This is a genomic window from Saccharicrinis sp. GN24d3 (assembly GCF_052400645.1).
In the GTDB taxonomy this organism is placed as follows: Bacteria; Bacteroidota; Bacteroidia; order Bacteroidales; family Marinilabiliaceae; genus Saccharicrinis.
This window is the reverse complement of record NZ_JBQTGI010000005.1, coordinates 1-19464: the sequence shown is the minus strand read 5'-3', so window position 1 is coordinate 19464 and position 19464 is coordinate 1. Positions and strand designations below refer to the sequence as shown.

Annotated in this window: 23 protein-coding genes; 6 read left to right on the top strand and 17 right to left on the bottom strand. The window is 37.2% G+C overall.

The genetic code is table 11. From position 1 onward, the window contains the following. Positions 1-588: 588 nt before the first annotated feature. Genes ACT29I_RS07450 through ACT29I_RS07370 form a run of 17 tightly spaced genes read right to left on the bottom strand, consistent with a single transcriptional unit; the run spans position 589 to position 12749 of the window. Positions 589-1038, bottom strand: coding sequence for a hydrogenase maturation protease (locus tag ACT29I_RS07450; protein ID WP_430934475.1), 450 nt, complete (start codon positions 1036-1038; stop codon positions 589-591). Beyond that, the gene (locus ACT29I_RS07445; RefSeq protein ID WP_430934476.1) at positions 1035-1649 is read right to left on the bottom strand and encodes a 4Fe-4S dicluster domain-containing protein; all 615 of its coding nucleotides are present in this window, start codon (positions 1647-1649) and stop codon (positions 1035-1037) included. The genes ACT29I_RS07450 and ACT29I_RS07445 overlap by 4 nt, the downstream gene beginning before the upstream one ends. Then, on the bottom strand, positions 1646-1969 hold the full coding sequence (gene mnhG / locus ACT29I_RS07440) for a monovalent cation/H(+) antiporter subunit G (RefSeq protein WP_430934477.1): 324 nt from the start codon (positions 1967-1969) through the stop codon (positions 1646-1648). The genes ACT29I_RS07445 and mnhG overlap by 4 nt, the downstream gene beginning before the upstream one ends. A gap of 9 nt (positions 1970-1978) precedes the next feature. Continuing rightward, positions 1979-2245, bottom strand: a complete 267-nt coding sequence (locus ACT29I_RS07435; protein WP_430934478.1) for a monovalent cation/H+ antiporter complex subunit F — start codon at positions 2243-2245, stop codon at positions 1979-1981. Then, a complete protein-coding gene (locus ACT29I_RS07430; RefSeq protein WP_430934479.1) occupies positions 2242-2727 on the bottom strand; it encodes a Na+/H+ antiporter subunit E in 486 nt (161 codons plus the stop codon). Before ACT29I_RS07430 ends, ACT29I_RS07435 begins: the two co-directional genes overlap by 4 nt. Before the next feature lie 24 nt (positions 2728-2751). Then, positions 2752-4290, bottom strand: a complete 1539-nt coding sequence (locus tag ACT29I_RS07425) for a complex I subunit 5 family protein (protein WP_444793106.1) — start codon at positions 4288-4290, stop codon at positions 2752-2754. Positions 4291-4292: 2 nt separating this feature from the next. Then, positions 4293-4631 carry a sodium:proton antiporter gene (locus ACT29I_RS07420; protein WP_430934481.1) on the bottom strand — a complete coding sequence of 113 codons (339 nt, stop codon included), beginning with the start codon at positions 4629-4631 and terminating at the stop codon, positions 4293-4295. Beyond that, positions 4628-5065, bottom strand: coding sequence for an MnhB domain-containing protein (locus tag ACT29I_RS07415; protein ID WP_430934482.1), 438 nt, complete (start codon positions 5063-5065; stop codon positions 4628-4630). Before ACT29I_RS07415 ends, ACT29I_RS07420 begins: the two co-directional genes overlap by 4 nt. A 20-nt stretch (positions 5066-5085) precedes the next feature. Continuing rightward, entirely contained in the window at positions 5086-5613 is a 528-nt protein-coding gene (gene mbhE / locus ACT29I_RS07410) for a hydrogen gas-evolving membrane-bound hydrogenase subunit E (protein ID WP_430934483.1), read from the bottom strand. A gap of 24 nt (positions 5614-5637) precedes the next feature. Next, complete coding sequence (locus ACT29I_RS07405; RefSeq protein WP_444793105.1) at positions 5638-7497, bottom strand: NADH-quinone oxidoreductase subunit 5 family protein; 1860 nt, start codon at positions 7495-7497, stop codon at positions 5638-5640. A gap of 13 nt (positions 7498-7510) precedes the next feature. Then, positions 7511-8704: a hydrogenase large subunit gene (locus ACT29I_RS07400; protein ID WP_444793104.1), complete on the bottom strand. Its 1194-nt coding sequence runs from the start codon at positions 8702-8704 to the stop codon at positions 7511-7513. Positions 8705-8710: 6 nt separating this feature from the next. Then, positions 8711-9151: an NADH-quinone oxidoreductase subunit C gene (locus ACT29I_RS07395; RefSeq protein ID WP_430934486.1), complete on the bottom strand. Its 441-nt coding sequence runs from the start codon at positions 9149-9151 to the stop codon at positions 8711-8713. Positions 9152-9159: 8 nt separating this feature from the next. Then, positions 9160-9573: an NADH-quinone oxidoreductase subunit B family protein gene (locus ACT29I_RS07390; protein WP_430934487.1), complete on the bottom strand. Its 414-nt coding sequence runs from the start codon at positions 9571-9573 to the stop codon at positions 9160-9162. An 11-nt stretch (positions 9574-9584) separates the two neighbouring features. After that, positions 9585-10517: a respiratory chain complex I subunit 1 family protein gene (locus tag ACT29I_RS07385; protein WP_444793103.1), complete on the bottom strand. Its 933-nt coding sequence runs from the start codon at positions 10515-10517 to the stop codon at positions 9585-9587. A gap of 34 nt (positions 10518-10551) precedes the next feature. After that, the gene (locus ACT29I_RS07380; RefSeq protein WP_444793102.1) at positions 10552-11049 is read right to left on the bottom strand and encodes a 4Fe-4S dicluster domain-containing protein; all 498 of its coding nucleotides are present in this window, start codon (positions 11047-11049) and stop codon (positions 10552-10554) included. Between the two features lie 10 nt (positions 11050-11059). Next, a complete protein-coding gene (locus tag ACT29I_RS07375; protein WP_430934490.1) occupies positions 11060-11884 on the bottom strand; it encodes an FAD/NAD(P)-binding protein in 825 nt (274 codons plus the stop codon). Between the two features lies 1 nt (position 11885). Beyond that, positions 11886-12749 (bottom strand): 4Fe-4S dicluster domain-containing protein, encoded by an 864-nt coding sequence (locus tag ACT29I_RS07370; RefSeq protein WP_430934491.1) that lies wholly within the window; start codon positions 12747-12749, stop codon positions 11886-11888. Positions 12750-13132: 383 nt separating this feature from the next. Here ACT29I_RS07370 and hypF point away from each other — a divergent pair, with 383 nt between their 5' ends. The 6 genes from hypF (at position 13133) to hypB (ending at position 19256) form a co-directional block, all read left to right on the top strand. Continuing rightward, positions 13133-15421: a carbamoyltransferase HypF gene (gene hypF / locus ACT29I_RS07365; protein ID WP_444793101.1), complete on the top strand. Its 2289-nt coding sequence runs from the start codon at positions 13133-13135 to the stop codon at positions 15419-15421. 64 nt (positions 15422-15485) lie between these two features. Further along, entirely contained in the window at positions 15486-15707 is a 222-nt protein-coding gene (locus ACT29I_RS07360; RefSeq protein WP_430934493.1) for a HypC/HybG/HupF family hydrogenase formation chaperone, read from the top strand. Between the two features lie 72 nt (positions 15708-15779). Then, entirely contained in the window at positions 15780-16868 is a 1089-nt protein-coding gene (hypD, locus tag ACT29I_RS07355; RefSeq protein ID WP_444793100.1) for a hydrogenase formation protein HypD, read from the top strand. Beyond that, positions 16858-17871 (top strand): hydrogenase expression/formation protein HypE, encoded by a 1014-nt coding sequence (hypE, locus tag ACT29I_RS07350; RefSeq protein WP_430934495.1) that lies wholly within the window; start codon positions 16858-16860, stop codon positions 17869-17871. The genes hypD and hypE overlap by 11 nt, the downstream gene beginning before the upstream one ends. 253 nt (positions 17872-18124) lie before the next feature. Then, a complete protein-coding gene (gene hypA / locus ACT29I_RS07345; protein WP_430934496.1) occupies positions 18125-18463 on the top strand; it encodes a hydrogenase maturation nickel metallochaperone HypA in 339 nt (112 codons plus the stop codon). Positions 18464-18602: 139 nt separating this feature from the next. Next, on the top strand, positions 18603-19256 hold the full coding sequence (gene hypB, locus ACT29I_RS07340) for a hydrogenase nickel incorporation protein HypB (RefSeq protein ID WP_430934497.1): 654 nt from the start codon (positions 18603-18605) through the stop codon (positions 19254-19256). Positions 19257-19464 lie beyond the last annotated feature (208 nt).

Below are 19464 nucleotides of genomic sequence, written 5' to 3'. Positions count from 1 at the left end.
CTTCTGGCAGCTTTTTTTTGTGCTACCACACCACACATGAGATAGCATTTAAGGCACCCATGATTTTCTGCTCCATTCACTTTTTTAAACAATCCATACAAAATATAATATTAGAAGATAATAGGAGTTGTGTCAATATACGTATTAACAAAAGCAAAAGCGGTTACCTCCAATCAATTCTTAATAGTACAGATTCAGGCTATTCAATGTTACCCTGACGTATAGATCGGGACAACTTGTTTTGTATTATTGAGGAAGGTTATCCACATAATACCCAATACTCATTTATCCCGCAATATGCATTAGAAATTCTATTACACATTGAAATTACTTTAAAACAAGGCACTTTGTTGCATCACTTCAACTCACCAGAACGATGCTCCCGAAAGTAATCGGGACAAGTTATGCCTCGTTTCAGTAATGCCTTGTTTTATTGTACTTGCAATGCTCATGACGAACCTACAATACATAATCCGGGTTTATTTATTAAATGGTAGGTTACAGTTTAGCACAACATTGCCTTATTTGTGTCCGCGACCAACATGCCAATGAGTTACTACTATTTCTTCCAAAAGATAGCTTTTATAATTAATCGATATTAATCATATCTAAAATCTGATTTGCGGCCTGCAGAACATCTGCAGACACCTCTTCTCCAAAATCTACGGTTTTGGGTTGTATGCCAAGTACAAGTATTATGGGCACATGAAAAAGTTCTTTGATTTTCTTTAACGAGATATTATGTGTGTTGGTGGTAAAATCCTGTATTTTATCCAAGTCAAGCAGTTCGAAATAACCTGGCTGGCGATTAAAATGTACACAATCAATTAAGACAAGAATATCGGGTGACAGTGAATTAATTTTACCGATATAGTTTTCGATACTTACTTCAACTGTTAATGCATTTATATTTCGAGAGGAGGAAATTCGCTTGCTGATGAACACACCTACTCCATCGTCTTTTTTGAGCACATTTCCTATTCCGGCAAAAAGAATCTTTTTATCAAGGCCCACTAACTCGTTTAAGAACTCTATCATTTTCTTAGGTTATTAATCAATGCTTCTCTTAAACAATTCGGGCACAAAATATTAAACATGTCTTTTCGTTTCATCTGATCCTGAATTTCCAGTTCGATATCTTCTACATGTGCTAACTTTAGTTTTTCGTTTATCATATTCAGGTTCATAAGTGATGAATAGGCTTTGGGCCCCAGCTTTTTGTGCATAAATAAAATATGTTCCTTGGTTGTAATTACAGCTCCGCAATTTTTACAAATCAGCAGTTCTTTTTCCTGATATTCGATATTTTCTTTTCTGTCGAAGGAAGCCATATCATATATTTTATCAGATAACATCACTCCTTTTCCAGTGATACAATGTTCCTCACATTGACCACAAAAGATGCATTTACCGTAATCTCTTTTTATCCGCCGTATTTTGTTTTCCTTATCATCTTCAAATGTAATGGCTAGGGACGGGCAAACATTAGCACAAGTTTCGCATCCTACACAGTTTTTATCATCTACCACTGGCTTACCCCTAAAGTTTTCATAGGGTTCATGCGGTTCTGCCGGAAATTTTGTGGTATATGCCGGTGAAAACAGGGATATCACCGCTTCTTTTATTTCGCGTAGTTTTGGATACTTCATTTTTCAACCTCCTTATAATCGTCCTTAACACTTTTATCTCCTAATTTAACCCCAAATTCATAGGCTCCTTTAACCAATGCATGTGCTGCAACCGTTGCCGTAAAAAACAATATCGGAATGGTTATAAGCGCCTTAACACCGATATCTATAAAACCGTAATAAAACAATACGCCCAGCAAAATGCTGCATGTTCCGAGCGTAACACATTTTGTTGCCGATTGCAATCTGTTGTATACATCGGGTAAACGAATAAGACCGATACACCCGAACAGATTAAAAAGAATTCCTATGGCTATTAATATGATGCTTACTGTTTTCATAATGCATTATTATTCGTTCAAATTACTACCCCCCAAATATTTAGCCAAGGTAAGGGTTCCGATAAAACTTAGAATTATCCATGCAATTCCGATATCAATAATAAATGTCTTCCCGGTAATGACACTCAGGATGGCACATATTCCAACAACCAGAATGCCGAAGATATCGATCCCAACCATTCTGTCCGGTATGGAAGGTCCACGGATTATTCTGTAAAGACAAAATACACAAAGTGCAATTTGTACATACAGGAATATATTTAACAAGTCATTCATTCGAAGATCTTTTTTATATATTTTTCAAATCTTCCTGCAATTTTTTTACTATATACTTCAGGGTCCGTAGAACTAATATAAATCCAGTGTACGTATAATAAATCGCCTATCATATCAACCGTAATTGTGCCCGGGGTCATGGTTATGGAATTTGCCAGAATTGTACGCGCCAGATCGGTTTTAAGCGACATTTCTATTTTAACAATTCCAGGTTTTATGGGCATGGCAGGATGCAACACACGATATGCAACATCAAAATTGGCCTTAAGGCACTCCCAAATAAATATAAACAGGTATACGATAAACCACAAGTACCGCTGCGGCTGCAGGAGTCTTGCCGTTTTTTCAGGGAAAAAATTCCCAAAAAATAAAACAGTAAGCAAAGCAGCCACCACACCTACCATAATGTTCTGTAAACTAAGACTAAAAGTCAGTAACAACCAGAAACCTAAAGAAAATATAAACAATACAATGTATTTCATTCGTTTAAATTTTAAACTCCTTGATCATATCCCTAATACTTTACCAGAATATTTTGTGGTTTCCATAAGTACTTCCACTGCTGGTGAAAGAATGAGTTCCCGTACTCCGGGAAATATTAAGAAACTAAGTGCCATACATAAAACACCCATCACGATCATTGAAAAAGCCATCGCAAAAGGAACTTCTTTAACAATCGCCTTACCACTATATTTCGTTTTATTGAAAAATGCATACCGTTGAAATTTCAGAAACGAGGCCAATGTTATTATGCTTACAAATACCGCCAATGCAGCAAGAAGATAATAATGTCCTTTTATGGCAGCAATAACAATGAGCAGTTTGCTGAAAAATCCATTAAACGGAGGTATTCCGGAAATAGCCATTGAGGCACTCAACGATGTTGCGGAAGTAACCGGCATACCTTTAGCCAAGCCTCCCATTTGTTTTAAATTCCTTGTACCAATGACGTATTCAATAGCCCCGGCATTCAAAAACAAAAGTCCTTTAAAAACTGCATGATTTATGAGGTGGAATAATCCACCCGCAATTGCAAGAGAGGCCACGATTCTATCTCCGTTGTTTGCTAAAATCAGCATTCCCATTCCCATTCCTATTACGACATATCCCATCTGGCTAATACTATGATAAGCAAGAAGCCGCTTAAGATCCCATTGTCCAATGGCCAGTAAAACGCCTATTACCATCGATAGGGTTCCGATAACGGTTATGATCAATGCTATTGGGTAGGTAATGGCAAACATGTTATAAAATAACCTGATGATGGCATAGATACCAATTGCTTTAATAAGCACTCCCGAAAGCATTGCCGATATAGGTGATGGTGCAGACGAATGTGCATCCGGAAGCCAGGCATGAAATGGAATCATAGCCCCCTTAAGTCCGAATCCGGTGATTAAAATGATTTGAATAAATAAAATTGTTTCGTTATTGGCCTGAACTGTGAGTACATTGGAAATATCTGCCATGTTTAAGGTTTTAGTCTGCCAATAAAGCAGAGATATACCCAGAAGGATTAACAACGAAGCAATCCCTCCTAAGACCTGATATTTAAACGAGGCTTCCAATTCGTTTTTCTCAATTCCGAACGCCACCAATGCATAAGAAGCTATTACCGCTATTTCAAGAAAAACATAAAGGTTAAATATATCTCCGGTAAGAACTACACCATTCATCCCGGCCACCATTAAACACAACAAGGCATAAAAATTATTTTCGGCTGTGTATTTTCTCATATACGAGAAGGCATAAAAAACCACCAATAAACCGATAGCATTGATAATCAACAACAAAAAAGCACTTAAACCATCCAGAACCAGATAGATTCCTATCGGAACATTTTCCACCAACCCCCAACCTCCTGGTTTGTAAACAACATATTGCGTATTGCCGGAAAATAAATAATTAAGGATAAGGGCACAAAGAAACAATAAAGCGAGCAATGAAAATGCTTTCTGGAAGTGTGGTATAAATTTCCCGATAATCGGGATCAGAAATGCACTTCCCAGGGGAACTATAACAAATAATATTATCAGGTTATCCATAATTACCCTTTTAAATTGTTGATTTTTGTTATATCAAAGGTTCCGTATTTCTTAAAGATACGGATGGCTATAGCCAATAACATGGCTGTTGTGGCCAATCCGATAACAATAGCTGTTAATACCATAGCCTGCGGCAGTGGATCAACAAATTTAGCATTTTCCATTCCTGCTGTAAGAATAGGTGCCTGGGCATTATTCATATATCCTATCATCACCAGAAAAAGAAATATACTAAACTCCATGACAGACAATCCAATAACTATCTTAATTAAATTCCTCCTGGTTATCACACCATAGAGCCCTACCAGAAATAATATGAAACACAAGATATAAGCCATCATTTCAATACCTCTTTTTTATAAATGACCAATGCTAAAAATATAGTTAGCAATGCCGAAGCTACTTCCATACCAACAAACAGGTTGTAAAGTGGGATTACACCAGCGCTAATAAGTTCTCCGACTTTTCCCAACTGTAAATAATTATTCATAAAAGCCGTACCTCCGGCAAACATTCCTATAGCCGCCAGAATTAATACAATTAAAATTGCACTGCTTTCTGTAATCGAACTTTCAGTTTCTTCCTTCTTTAACCTTAGTATGTCACTCCCATATGCCAGTATCAAGAGGATAAAGGATCCAGCCACCAAAGCACCACCTGCAAAACCTCCACCAGGAGTAAGATGACCATGCGTAATGATATACAGCCCATATATAAAAACAGCCCCGGAGAGTAGCCCGGTAACAGTTTTAACAATTTTCGACATTCCTTCCATAATCCCAGATCATTTCAATGTTAGTATTTTCTTCCCTTTAACCGTAGCACAGTTAATACGCCAATAACTGCGGTAAACAAAATGGTAGCTTCTCCTAAAGTATCGTAACCTCTAAAATCAAATAAAACACCGGTAACCAGATTGGCGCTTCCCGTTCTTTCTGCTCCCTTAATATACGCTGTTGACATTCGGGTTGCATGGCTGCCTAAAGGATCAAGTGCTTCTGTAGCAGTATGAAATGAAATAACTAATATGATTATTGCCACTAACGCAATTCCGATATTGACTAAAGCACGCTTTGTATATTGTTTTTTCACTTCTTCACGCGTGCTGTTAAGGATAACGGCAACCATGAATATCAATGTAATTGTTTCTACTACAATCTGAACAATAGCTAAATCAGGAGCCTTTAAAAGCAGGAAACATATTACAAGGCTATATCCTACTATACCGCATGCAATAAGGGCTGATAATAAATCTTTGGCATGTATTGCATACAACGCTCCGATAATCATGAGAAATATTATGGCAGACAGAAGAATTTCCATTTCTTTTAAATATTTCAGTTTAAGTCAGACTATTAAAAATAACACGAGCATAATAACCAATCCGGCAAAAAGCCAGATAGTATAATCAGTTAAAATACCAGTATGCGCCTTACTTAGTACCTTATTGGAACTTAGCACTACGCTTTTGGTTAGATCGTAAATATCAAACCAGTGTTTCTCCGCCTTATCGTACATGGATTTGAATACTTTTGCATTTCGGATCGTATCATAAAATCCGGTGACCGGAAATGCCGCTTTCTCTTCCCACTTCTCTCCTCCAACATAACTGTCGGCTGTCCGGAAGTTTTTTATATTCCCTATTAAATAAATTAGTAATCCCAGGATAACCGATAGAACTACTAACAATGAGACAAATGAAGATTGCCAAATACCAACAAATTTGAACTGACCTGTAATAGGATAGAATATTTTTGGAACGAAATAATCAGTAGCAAATACACCCAACAAAATGCAAATCAGGGCTAATATTATTTTGGGGCTCAACATTAAAACGTTCACCTCTTTTACTGATTCCAAGTCCGGATTTCGACGCCCCATAAAAATTCCAGTCATAAATTTCACAAAACTGGCCAGCGTTAGTGCGGAACCTATTACTGCCAGAGCAAGCCAGACCATCCATAATTGATTTGCGATTCCAGGTAATGTTCCAAAATCAATAATTCCCTGGTAGATCATCCATTTTGATGCAAAACCATTTAATGGAGGAATACCCGAAATGGACAACGCAAAAACAAGAGCTGCTATAAAAGTTATGGGCATAGATTTAGATAATCCTCCTAACCCATTCAGATCTGATTGGCCAGTTTGGTGGTATACACTACCAGCGGATAAAAACAATCCACTTTTATATAGCGCATGGTTTACCATATGAAATAATCCGGCCGCAACACCAATGGGTGTTCCTAAGCCAAAACCTATTACCATATAACCTACTTGAGAGACAGCATGAAAACCTAGTAATCTTTTATAATCGTGTTGTACGAGAGCCATGAGTACAGCTGTAATGATAGTAGTAACCCCAAGAATTAATATAACCAGTTTTAACCATTGGTTCAACACAAAAATATCGGTACATAACCGGGCAAGTAAATATATACCCAGTAATTTATCCAATGATGCCGGTAAAAAGGCGGATGATGCAGCCGGAGCTTTTTGGGTATAATCGGGTACCCATGTATGAAAAGGAAAGGCACCGGCTTTTGTAAAACTACCAACAAGTAAGGTTAAAAAAGCCATAATCCCAATCCCTGTTGACGTGCTGATATTCAATTCAGACATATTATAAGTACCTGCAATTACCCCAATTAAAGCTATACCTATCATCATAACACTATCGGAAGCGCCGATTAGAATTAATGTTTCTTTAGCAGCAGCAGAACTTTCCTCATCATACCCTTTAATTAACTTGTATAATGTTAGTCCAAGTGCCCCCCAGAATACAAGGAAAAGAATCAGATTATCTGCTAATGCCGCGCCATTGGCACATCCCAGTGTTATTAAGAAAAAAGGATAAAAATGATAGACCTTTTTCTCCCTGGTAATATTGGTAAGCGAATAGATGGAAATTAGTACAGCAAAAAAACTGATCCCTAAAGTAATAAGCTGGCTTAACGGGTCGATATTTAACTGGCAGTAAGTATTTATACCTCTAAGGGATAGCGAATCTTCTGTAATCAGTCCGGAGAACAGACTCAAATCCACAATTGCAGCTTCGGTTTGATACAGTTTAATAGCAAAAAAGCCAGATATTAGTGAAATAACGACGGCAATCAGCCCCTTAATAATTTTCACTTTATCCGGGAATATCAGAAGTAGTATCCCGACAACTATGGGTAATATTATGATGTTACCTGCTTCGCTCATGACTTAAACTCAATCAACTATTACGTCTTATTTCATCTGACTTTCTTTTCGACTTTTCAATTATCTCTACACCATTCAACACCTTTTCGCCTGTAGCGTAATCGTATACCGCAGCCATGCGTTCGGTACAACAGTAACAAGGGTCAACAGCGGCCAGCGATATTGCCGCATCAGAAATGGTTTGTCCAACACATGACTTTTTGAAGGTTGCAATATTCACATAACTCGGGGCACGGATTTTATGCCTTGCCGGTGAATTTGTACCTATTGTTTTTACGAAATGGAATACTTCACCCCGTGGTGCTTCATAACGTCCGGTGCCTATTCCTGCCGGAATATTTTTGACCACAACTTCAATATCACCTTCTTTTACCTTTCCGAGTCCGTTCAGGCATTGTTCTATAATTTTAATGGATTCATACATTTCAAGAAGTCTTACTTCTGCTTTCGCAAAAACATCACCTCCCTGAGCAGTAATTACTTTCCAGTCTACAAGAGGATAAGCGGCATGAGGGTCATCTCTCCGTACATCGATATCTACGCCTGAAGCCCTGGCTGTAGGGCCGACAGCACAATACTCCATAATATCTTCTTTTGTGATCACTCCAACACCTTTTGTGCGTGCATGAATGACGGGATCGTCCATGACAGCACCCGTCAATAAATCGACCTTCTTTTTAAGGAAAGCGAGCACTTCTCGGATCTTAGGTATTTTGGCATTTTCAATATCCCTTCGCACGCCACCGATTTTAAACATGGCATAGCTATTTCTGTTTCCGGAGATCATTTCGAAGAGATCGAGTACCGGTTCCCTATATTTCCATGCCCACATAAAAACAGTATCATAACCCAAAAAATGTCCTGCTAAACCAACCCATAATAAATGACTATGAATCCGCTCTAATTCACCAATAATACTTCGAATATATTTAGCACGATCAGGAACCTCCACGCAAGCAATTTCTTCCATCGCATTTGCAAAAGCAAAAGGATGCGATGTAGAACAAATGCCACAAATCCGCTCGACCAGAAAAAACGATTGATCAAAGGATTTACTTTCACTGAGCTTCTCTATGCCCCGATGATTATAACCTGTTTCCCACTTTACATCTTTCACTATTTCACCTTCGCAATACAGCTTAAAAAGTTCCGGTTCTTCCTGAAGCGGATGATACGGCCCTATCGGTATGACTTTTTTCTCGCTCATTCTCCTTTATTTTGTAAAATCTTTTCTATACGGATAAACTCCTTCAGCCCAATTTCCTTCCGAAAGAAGTTTACCCGGATTGGTATGGTTTAAAAATGTAATCCCAAATAATTCATGCATTTCCCGTTCAATCCAATCGGCTGCAATAAAACACTGCGTCAGCGATTCAATTTCCGGGTTCTCCTGAGGTAATACCACATGAAAATTTGCGATATTCCCCGCTTTATCATCACTAAAATGATACAATATTTCAAATCCTGCTTTTGTATGAAATGCCGAAGCAATGATAAACCTGAATTGTATGCCATTATGCAAATAATCAACTATTTCCAGGATAGCATGCTTGTCGATATCAACCAGAATTCTGTTCTGTTTTATGATTTCAGTTCTTAGAATTTTATCTCCAAAACGAGTTGTGATTTTTTCTATAAACAGTTCTTTTTCCATCCCAGAAATTATTTTTTATTCAATAATTTTACTATTCCACCTATGATTGCCTCAGGTTTTGGAGGACAGCCCGGTACGTAAACATCTACCGGAATAATTTTATCAACAGGTCCGGCAAAAGTGATGCCTTCCGCAAAAATTCCTCCTGTGCAACCACATGCCCCTATTGCCACAACCAATACGGGTTTTGCCATTTGGTTATATACCTCGATCAAACGGTCTTTATCACGTTTGTTAATAGAGCCATTAACCAACAGCACATCAGCGTGACGTGGGCTACCTACCAGCTTCATACCAAAGCGTTCCACATCAAATCTTGAAGTAAGACAATCCAATATTTCGATGTCACAATTGTTACAAGAAGCTCCACCGTAATGAAACAGCCACAATGATTTTCTAAAACAAAAATCTTTTAATCCCACGTCTCTATTTTTTAATATCCTAAATAACTTAACGTTATAGCAACCACCACCAAAAGATTCATCCAGATAAGGAAAAACCTCATCGCTTGTCCTATTTTTAGTCTCGGATTAGTATTACGTATCAACGTGATAAGCAATACCACGGCAACCAGCTTAAGAACCGACCATAATATATGGATCCCTGAAAATTGTATTCCACTCAAGAACAATAGAATAATAAATGCCGGCAAAGTAAAAAACAACATGTACTTTGTGAGTTTAATGAGCGCGTAAGCAGAACCTGAGTATTCAATAAATGCCCCTTCGGCAATTTCTGTTTCTGCTTCTCCCATATCAAAGGGTACAAGTCCGAGTTTAGCCTGAACACAAAAAATTGCTGCTATAAACAGCAAAACACCTGAAACACTACCTATAAAAGCAGTTCCTGATTGTTGAATCTCAATTATCTTGTATAGACTTACACTTGCCCCAGCCTTAAGGATAATAGCTGCAATTATCAGTATGAAAGTAAGCTCATAACTAATTATTAATTTCATCTCCCTCGAACCACCGACAGCAGCAAGAGGATTGCCCGAAGCCAGCGCTCCGATAATATAGGCAAGTGATGGGATACCCAGTAAATAAAATACTACAATAACATCTCCCTGGAAACCTGTATTGATGCCGAAAAGCGGTAACATGATTAAGATTGCTGATGTTGAAGCACCGAAAACCGCAAATACAGGAGCAAGCAGAAATGTGATTTTGGATCCCTTAGCAGGCAGAATGGTTTCTTTTACGAGCAAAAGCTTTAAAAAATCATAGAACGGCTGAATGATTGGAGGACCTTTACGAAACTGCACACGGGCAGTAATTTTTCTGTCCACACCAGCTATTAAACCACCTATTACAGCAGTAAATAAAAATCCTGGATAGATAAAATAATAAAATAAATCGGCTACCATCGGATCGTTTTGTATTAAAGCATTTAAAACTTCACTATTTAAGTTTGTCCCAAGGAACTTCTTTGATCAATATTTTTTCGTTCAATGGGTATATATTTTCATCTTCAGATGCTTCATTGTCTGTAAAACCAACTGCTCCTTCGGGGCATTGGTCCATAAATTTTTTTAGGTCATCCTCATCAGCCAGGTCGAGATAATCATCCACATGTGTAGTGAATGTAAAAAAATCGGTCATCAAAGTACCAAATGGACAAGCTGTAACACATGATTTACAGGATATGCAAAGGTTTAATGCTCGTGTAATTATTCCATCCTTATTTCTCTCCAATGCATCAGTAGGGCAAACAGTCATGCATGGTGCATCTTCACATTTTCGACATGTGAACTGAAAAATTGCCAACTCCCGGATTGTTTTTAAACCAGTATTATCGGGGAACCCTAACCATACACCAGCCGGCTGCGGCTTGTCGCATTCCCCGGTTGTTCTGCAATCCCTAAATTTCGATAAATCAATAATTACTCTTTTGCCCATATCTTAATAATTATTGCCAAATATCAGGCTGTTCTTTTACCTCTTCGTAGGTAAATACCGGTCCATCTTTGCACACGAAATATTTCCCCATCATACAATGCCCGCATTTACCTAATCCGCATGACATATTTTTCTCCATGGACAAATAAATCCTATCTTCAGGATATCCCATTTCAAGTAATTTGAAAGTTCCAAACTTCATCATTACCGGCGGACCACAAACTACAGCGACAGAATCTTCAACATTTATAGTTATTTTATCTAAAAGATTGGTTACCACGCCCACTTCTTCTGTCCAGGTTTCGTCAGAACTATCCACACTTCTGTGCACCTCAAATTTCTTTATTTGTCGCAATTCGTTTATATAAGGTTTATATATGCATTCTGCCGGTGTTTTGGAACCATAGCAAAAGACCAATTTTTTAATTTTGTCTTCTTCTGCTTTTAGGTTGTACAGTAAAGAACGCAATGGGGCAAACCCACAACCACCTCCAAGCACCAATACTTCCTTACCAAAAAACTTATCTAATGGATAACCTCTTCCATAAGGCCCTCTAATACCCATTAAAACACCAGGTTTAAGCTGATGAATTTTTTCCGTGACATAACCTGCTCTCATTACGGTAATTTGAATTTCATCTTTTTCAAGAGGAGATGATGATGGTGTAAAAGGTGCTTCACCAATTCCATCTAATGTCAATTCTACAAATTGTCCTGTTTTAAATTCAAATTCCTTTTCAGGCTTCAAAACAAACGATTTAATAGTAGGTGACTCTTCGATAACCTCAGTTAGTTCCGCTTTTATACATTGATATATGTTTTGATCAGCATCCACTTTATTTCACTTCATTTAATTCAACAAATATCTCGTTCTTATTAATCTTGCCAATACAGGCTTCTATACATCTTCCACAACCAGTGCATGCAACTGAATTAAATTTTTCCGGTTTCCAAACGTACTTACACATATACCTGTTTTTAAACCGCACATTTAAGTCCTGCAAAGGATCCTCACCTGCTGCCACACGAGCAAATGCCGGTAATTGGCAGGCATCTAATTGTCTAATCTTTTCGAAACCAGGTCTGTCAATTAATAAAAAGCAGGTACAGGTCGGACAAATAGTGGCACATGCACCACATGACACACATGTATCGGAATATTTTTTCCATATTTCTTCATTTGCCTGCTTTACTAGTTCCCCTGTTTTTTTGTAATCCGGGAGTTTTTTATTTTTTTCTTTGAGTTGTCGGAAACTACTTTCCCGTTTCTCGTTGATTTGATTTACCTCTTTTTCTGTGGCTTCTTTAAAAGCAACCTTTGATTCGATTTGTCCAATAAAAACATCTCCTTTAACACTCAGGGCTTCTATAAAAACAGTTGAGTTAATACAGGATAATACTAGGTCTGTATTTTCTGTTGGATAAGGTTTGCATCCATATGATGTACAATGACAATGTTCTTGTATTGAGTAACAATCTGTTCCTATAAATAAGTAGTTTTCTAATCTGTTTTGGTAGGCAGTATCTTTAAAATCCTTACCTAAGTATATTTCGCTTAACAGATTTACTGCTGACAGATCACAGGCAGGAATTCCTAATATAATACCCGGTTTTAAATTATCTTCTTTTACTAAGTTTTGTTTTACAGGTAATAAAAAAGTTTTTAAAGGAGTTGCAGGTTTGGGTTTATTATAAATCACATCGCTAATGTTATCATCATGAAGTAATTCATAATCCTGTTCGTTTTCACATGGTATAGGGGCATAAATATGGTAATCCTTCGTCAATTGCTTGAGGATATCATCCCAAATCTCTCTCGGTAACTTTAAAATCCTTGACATAAAGCTAGTATATTACTATCCAATAAGTTACAAAATATACATAGATAATCATATTTTTTTGAGACATTATTTATTATAAAATGATATTTTTACTAAGACTGACTATAGTTAAAAATAAATAATGCCGGTTATATTATGTGTTGAGACTTATCTACGTTATAATCGATAATCTCAATCATTAATGATATCGGCATAATACCAAGTATTCAATAAAGCTCATAGTGAAATAAAAATGGTAATACATGTTATTCAGACGAGCCGACATAGAAAATAAAAATTTTGTACGTATTCATGGACTTGTACAAGGAGTTGGTTTTCGGCCTTTTGTATATAAACTAGCTAAAAATAATCACATCACCGGTTTTGTAAGAAATACCAGAAATGGTGTAGAGATTGGTTTTCAAGGAAATGAAGATGATAAATTACATTTTATACAGTCACTCGCAACTCATAGCCCTGCAGCAGCAGATATTACATCTATTGATTTTTACACCACAGAACAATCTTTTTCGAATGATTTTAGAATAATCGAAAGCGTTGAAAGCACGCATGATTTTACGGAAATCAGTCCGGATATTGCCATATGCAGTGAATGTTTGCACGACATGAGTACTCAATCCCGCAGGTTACATTATTCTTTCACCAACTGCACGCATTGCGGTCCTCGATTTACAATCATCAAAGGTTTCCCTTATGATAGAAAGGAAACTACTATGGATGTTTTTGAAATGTGCCATGATTGTGCGAAGGAATATTATGATGTTGATGATCGGAGATTTCATGCACAACCAATTTCCTGCAATAATTGCGGTCCTGGATATACATTGCTGTTGAAGAAGGATAGAATATTAAGGATAGATGAAATTATACGAGCTATTTACTTTATCATAAAAAATGGTGGTGTATTAGCAATAAAAGGCGTTGGCAGCTTTTTCCTTGTCTGCGATGCCATGAACCAACTAGCTGTAGATAAAGTAAGAAAAATAAAAAGAAGAGACAAAAAGCCATTTGCCGTCATGTTTAGTGATGAGAAAGAGGTTGAAGATTTTGCGTTTCTTAATAACGAAGAAAAGAAAGCAATAACATCATGGCAACGCCCTGTGGTATTACTAGAACAAAAAAGGCAACTTACTCCCGGCATAAACGACGGGTTACACACATTGGGCTGCATGTTACCATATATGCCTTTTCATTACCTGCTTTTTGATAAAATACAAACAAAAGCATTGGTGTATACGAGTTGTAATATTAGTGGCGAACCGAATTTAACAGACAATCATGAAGTAGTCAACAAACTGGAAAACAATACGGATGGGATTGTAATGTATAACCGTCAAATATGGAACCGCGCTGATGATTCTGTGCTACAAATTACAAATGGCAAACCTCAACTAATTCGTCGTTCCAGAGGGTATGTGCCACGATCTATTGATGTGCCGTTTTGCACCGAAAACATAATTGCCACCGGTGCTGAGCAAAAAAACTGCTTTGCTATTGGAAAAGAAAACAAAGCTATTTTAAGTCAACACATTGGTGATATAAAAAATTACGAAATATACCATTCCTATCGTGAAACGGTTGACAGGTTTATGAATTTATACCATATAAGTCATCCTGCCTGCATAGTTACCGATGCTCACCCGGATTATCTCACCACAAAATTTGCTAATGACTTTAAAACGAAATACAATACCAAATGTGTAAAAGTTTATCATCATCATGCACATATCGCATCGGTATTGGCTGAACATGGGCTAACGGATAAGGTAATCGGGATTTGTTTTGATGGAAGCGGATATGGAACCGATGGAAATATTTGGGGCAGTGAATTTATGTGTTGTGATTTGTCGGATTTTTCAAGGGAATACCATTTTGAATACATCCCTATGCCCGGTGGCGATTTGGCAGTGAAACAACCCTGGCGTATGGCTGTTGCATACCTCTATCATACTTTTGGGGAAAAATTTCAGTATTCCGGTTGTGATTTCCTACAAGGTATTTCCATGGATCATATTAAAATGGTACTCTCTTCGCTGAAAAAAAACATCAATGTACCGTTAAGTTGCAGTGCAGGACGTTTATTTGATGCCATTGCCTCTATGATTAACATATGCAATTATGCAGATTTTGAAGCGGAAGCACCTATGAAACTGGAAGCAAGAATCGATAAGACATGCCAGGATAAATATGGTTATGAAATATCCGGTAAAATAATCTCATTCAAAAAAACGATTGCCCAGATTCTAAAAGATTTAAAGAGTAATGTACCTGTTTCAATAATTTCCGCTCGCTTTCATCAGACCATTATCGAAGTAATCCTAAAAATTGTGACCTTATTGCAGCAAAAGTATGGGATAAATCATGTAATTTTATCTGGTGGAACTTTTCAAAATCGTTATTTACTGGAGCATCTAGAACATCAACTTCAAAATATCGGGTTTAAAGTTTATACAAATCGAAAAGTACCTCCAAATGATGGAGGCATTGCCCTCGGACAAATAGCAATAGCTGCAAACTATTTAAACAAATAAACTTCGTAAATTCTGCCAACAATAAAAGCAGTAGTAGTGACATTATCATTAAAACAAAATTGTTATGTGTTTAAGTATTCCGGCAAAAATAATTTCCATTAAAGGTGATAAAGCTGAAGTGAGAATTGGCAACGTAAACTATTCCGCAGGGCTACAAATGATTGAAGACATAAAGGTTGGAGACTACGTATTATTACATGCAGGATTTGCCATTCAAAAAATTGATGAAGAAGAGGCCAAACTGACGCTCCAAATTTTTGAAGAGATGGAAAAAAGCGGCGAGTAATGAGAAGTGAGTGTTGAGTTTAAGGGAGACATTTACAATGTACCGCATTTCTAATATACCAACATTTAAAACATGAAATATATCGATGAATATAGAAATCCGGAACTCATCAATAAGCTTTGTGCTTCAATAAAAAAAATAGCTGATAAACCTTATATTTTTATGGAAGTCTGTGGTGGACATACAATGGCCATACAGAGATTCGGAATACCATCGTTATTGCCTTCAACTATAAAACTAATTTCGGGGCCCGGCTGTCCGGTTTGTGTTACGGACACGTCTTATATCGACCACTTAACAGCTCTGGGGCAATTGGATAAAACAATTATTTGCACATTCGGCGATTTGATTCGCGTACCCGGGTCATACACTTCCCTTGATAAAGCCAAAGCAGCCGGAGCTGATATCCGTGTTGTATTATCTTCTCTCGATGCATTGAAAATCGCTACTGAAAACCCAAAACAAAATGTGGTTTTTGCGGCCATTGGGTTCGAGACGACTTCTCCGGGTACTGCTGTTGCAGTTTTAGAGGCAGAACAAATGAATCTGAACAATTTTTCAATTCTTAGTGCCCACAAAATAATGCCGCCTGCCATGAAAGCCATTGTTGAGGACGGGGTAAAAATTAATGGTTACATCTGTCCGGGGCATGTAAGCACCATTGCAGGTTCTGCGATGTATGAAGAAGTATGCAGAGATTTTGGATTAGGTTGCGTTATTTCAGGATTTGAGCCTTTGGATATTTTACATTCCATACATATGCTTCTGGTACAACTTAAAAATAATGATCCAAAGGTAGAGATTCAATACAAACGTGCTGTAAAACCCAATGGAAATAAAAAAGCCAAGAAAATTATGGACCAGGTGTTTGTAGCAGTAGATGGAAAATGGCGCGGATTGGGATCTATCAAAAGAAGTGTTTTAAAACTGCGTCCCCAATACTATAAATACGATGCCGAACATCAATTTTCCGTATCTTTTAAAACAAAAGAACCGGACAAAGGCTGTATTTGCGGGGAAATTCTGAAAGGTAAAAAATCACCTTCCGATTGCATCCTTTTTGCTCAAAATTGCCGTCCAGAAAATCCGGTTGGTGCCTGCATGGTTTCCAACGAAGGTGCCTGTCAGTCCTACTTTAAATATCATCAATATGGAAAATAATATTTTACTTGGCCATGGAAGCGGCGGCAAGTTGATGCATCAATTACTCAACAATTTATTCTTTAGATATTTTAATCATGAAGAACTAAAAAAAAACACAGATTCTGCAATTTTAACGATACCAGCAAACAATATTGCATTTACCACAGATTCATATGTAGTTGACCCACTATTTTTTCCTGGTGGCAATGTTGGCAAATTAGCGATTTGCGGAACAATAAACGATCTGGCTGTCTCAGGGGCTCAACCTCAATTTATAAGTGCCGGATTTATCATTGAAGAAGGTTTTTCTTTAGCCAAACTGGAAGAAATTGTAAAAGCAATGGCACTTGAAGCGAAAAGCGCGGGTGTACAAATTGTTACCGGTGATACGAAAGTCATCAATAAAGGAAAAGCCGATAAGGTTTTTATTAATACTTCTGGAATTGGAATTGTAAAAGACGAACATAAAAACATTGCAAAGGGTAACCACTTAGAACCAGGTGACATATTATTTATTAACGGCACGCTTGGAGATCACGCTATGGCTGTGCTGACAGCAAGAGAAGACCTGCCTATAAAAACCGATATCCAATCGGATTGTGCTTGTTTAAATCATTTGATTAAAAAGATATTGGATGCAGGAATTCGGGTAAAATTTATGCGCGACCTGACCCGCGGCGGATTAGCGACAGTCCTTGATGAAGTAATATCCGGAAAAAAATTGGGCATAGAAATAAATGAGAAGGAAATCCCGATTAAAGATAGCGTAAAAGCATTATGTGAAGTCTTAGGATTTGACCCTCTTTACCTAGCAAACGAAGGAAAAGTATTATTTGTGGTTGATAAAGCGGATGAAACCGCCATGAGAGAAATATTACATAATGACATACTTGGTAAATCATATAGCCTGATTGGGAAGATAACAGACAACTATAGCGGTGAGGTAGTAATGAATAGTATAATAGGAGGAAAACGTTTGATTAAAATGCTCGCCGGGGAACAATTACCCCGAATATGTTAGACGGCAAGGACTTACCAATAATACAATAAATAAAACAGGCACGGACAACAAGAGTGAAAATTGCACACTAGTTTTCATGCAAATAATACTATTTAGCGATGAAATCAGCGTTATTGATTGTTGGTAAAATGCCGTATCCTATCGCAAATATTGCAAATCAGTTATGAAATTTACGGTTTTAGCCTTAACTTGATAACACAGCATCTTCCATCTGAAAGATATCTGTCTCTTATCAATTATAAACGGGTAAAAAATGCACGAAATTGCTATTGTGAATAATTTGTTTGAAATAATTATCGAAGTATCCCAAAAAGAAAAGTTAAGTAAAATTTCAAAAGTAAATTTCCTTTTGGGAGAGATACAGCAGATTGTTCCTGAAATATTTCGTTTTGCCTTTGAAAGTGCCGCCGAAAACACCATAGCACAAGATGCCATACTAAATATTGAAATAGTACCCATCAAAGCACAATGCAATAATTGTAAAGAAATTTTTCATGTAAAAGATTTTTTTTATTGCCCTAAATGCCAAAGTAATAACCTGAATCTTATCAATGGAAATGAGTTAACCATAAAAAGTATTGAAGGAGAATAATTATGAAACGAACATGTACTTTTTTAATTAAAAGTTCACAAATAAAGATGATTTAAATAAGTCCATGTGAGAGCGGAGCGGTTACATCCGTTCTCAAATTTTAAAGTATAATAAAATAACAACTTGAAAATTTTAACGGATGAAAATAAAGATAATGCGCAATGTACTGGATAAGAACCAGGATAAAGCCAACGATATCAGACAACTTTTAGAACAAAACCATGTTGTGATGTTCAATTTCATCAGTTCTCCGGGAACCGGAAAGACATCACTTCTGGAAATACTATGTAAAAATCTGGCACAGGAATATCGTATCGGAATAATTGAAGGTGATGCTTATACAGATCGCGACGCCAAGCGTTTAATTAAATACCATGTGCCTGTTGTACAGATAAATACGGAAGGCGGATGCCATCTCGACTCAAATAGTATTAGCAACGCTTTAGCTGAATTTGATTTAGATAAGCTTGATGTGATTCTTGTCGAAAATGTGGGAAATTTAATATGCCCGACGGTATTTGACTTGGGTGAGAACTACCGTGTTGCTTTGATCAGCACAACCGAAGGCGATGACAAACCAGCAAAGTACCCCATGCTGTTTCGAAAGGCAGACATGATTATTCTAAACAAAATAGATTTAATGCAATATACAAACTTTAATATGGGCAATTTTAAAACAGATCTACAACAACTGGGTATCAACACACCCTTTTATGAAATATCATGTACGCAACAAAACGGTATTCATAATGTATTAGAATGGTTTAAGGGAAAGTTTAAGTTTCGATCTTGATTGTTTTTGCATATTTTCACTTCCCATCCCAATTGTCTTGTTATTATAAACGAATCCAACTGACAACCTTAACTATTAACAATCGCTGATTCCGGCAGGGAATAAGTATCTCAACCCATTGTGACAACCCAAAATTGGGTTTCTCGGATCGATGTTGGGATAACCTCCCGAGATACCTCAGGGACAGATCGTCCCGAATTTATTACGG

What these genes read in the sequence shown, in the direction of transcription:
- ACT29I_RS07450 (WP_430934475.1), bottom strand. Translation starts at nt 1,038, where the DNA reads ATGATAGAGTTCTTAAACGAGTTAGTGGGCCTTGATAAAAAGATTCTT.
- ACT29I_RS07445 (WP_430934476.1), bottom strand. Translation starts at nt 1,649, where the DNA reads ATGAAGTATCCAAAACTACGCGAAATAAAAGAAGCGGTGATATCCCTG.
- mnhG (WP_430934477.1), bottom strand. Translation starts at nt 1,969, where the DNA reads ATGAAAACAGTAAGCATCATATTAATAGCCATAGGAATTCTTTTTAAT.
- ACT29I_RS07435 (WP_430934478.1), bottom strand. Translation starts at nt 2,245, where the DNA reads ATGAATGACTTGTTAAATATATTCCTGTATGTACAAATTGCACTTTGT.
- ACT29I_RS07430 (WP_430934479.1), bottom strand. Translation starts at nt 2,727, where the DNA reads ATGAAATACATTGTATTGTTTATATTTTCTTTAGGTTTCTGGTTGTTA.
- ACT29I_RS07425 (WP_444793106.1), bottom strand. Translation starts at nt 4,290, where the DNA reads ATGGATAACCTGATAATATTATTTGTTATAGTTCCCCTGGGAAGTGCA.
- ACT29I_RS07420 (WP_430934481.1), bottom strand. Translation starts at nt 4,631, where the DNA reads ATGATGGCTTATATCTTGTGTTTCATATTATTTCTGGTAGGGCTCTAT.
- ACT29I_RS07415 (WP_430934482.1), bottom strand. Translation starts at nt 5,065, where the DNA reads ATGGAAGGAATGTCGAAAATTGTTAAAACTGTTACCGGGCTACTCTCC.
- mbhE (WP_430934483.1), bottom strand. Translation starts at nt 5,613, where the DNA reads ATGGAAATTCTTCTGTCTGCCATAATATTTCTCATGATTATCGGAGCG.
- ACT29I_RS07405 (WP_444793105.1), bottom strand. Translation starts at nt 7,497, where the DNA reads ATGAGCGAAGCAGGTAACATCATAATATTACCCATAGTTGTCGGGATA.
- ACT29I_RS07400 (WP_444793104.1), bottom strand. Translation starts at nt 8,704, where the DNA reads ATGAGCGAGAAAAAAGTCATACCGATAGGGCCGTATCATCCGCTTCAG.
- ACT29I_RS07395 (WP_430934486.1), bottom strand. Translation starts at nt 9,151, where the DNA reads ATGGAAAAAGAACTGTTTATAGAAAAAATCACAACTCGTTTTGGAGAT.
- ACT29I_RS07385 (WP_444793103.1), bottom strand. Translation starts at nt 10,517, where the DNA reads ATGGTAGCCGATTTATTTTATTATTTTATCTATCCAGGATTTTTATTT.
- ACT29I_RS07380 (WP_444793102.1), bottom strand. Translation starts at nt 11,049, where the DNA reads ATGGGCAAAAGAGTAATTATTGATTTATCGAAATTTAGGGATTGCAGA.
- hypF (WP_444793101.1), top strand. Translation starts at nt 13,133, where the DNA reads ATGTTATTCAGACGAGCCGACATAGAAAATAAAAATTTTGTACGTATT.
- ACT29I_RS07360 (WP_430934493.1), top strand. Translation starts at nt 15,486, where the DNA reads ATGTGTTTAAGTATTCCGGCAAAAATAATTTCCATTAAAGGTGATAAA.
- hypD (WP_444793100.1), top strand. Translation starts at nt 15,780, where the DNA reads ATGAAATATATCGATGAATATAGAAATCCGGAACTCATCAATAAGCTT.
- hypE (WP_430934495.1), top strand. Translation starts at nt 16,858, where the DNA reads ATGGAAAATAATATTTTACTTGGCCATGGAAGCGGCGGCAAGTTGATG.
- hypA (WP_430934496.1), top strand. Translation starts at nt 18,125, where the DNA reads ATGCACGAAATTGCTATTGTGAATAATTTGTTTGAAATAATTATCGAA.
- hypB (WP_430934497.1), top strand. Translation starts at nt 18,603, where the DNA reads ATGAAAATAAAGATAATGCGCAATGTACTGGATAAGAACCAGGATAAA.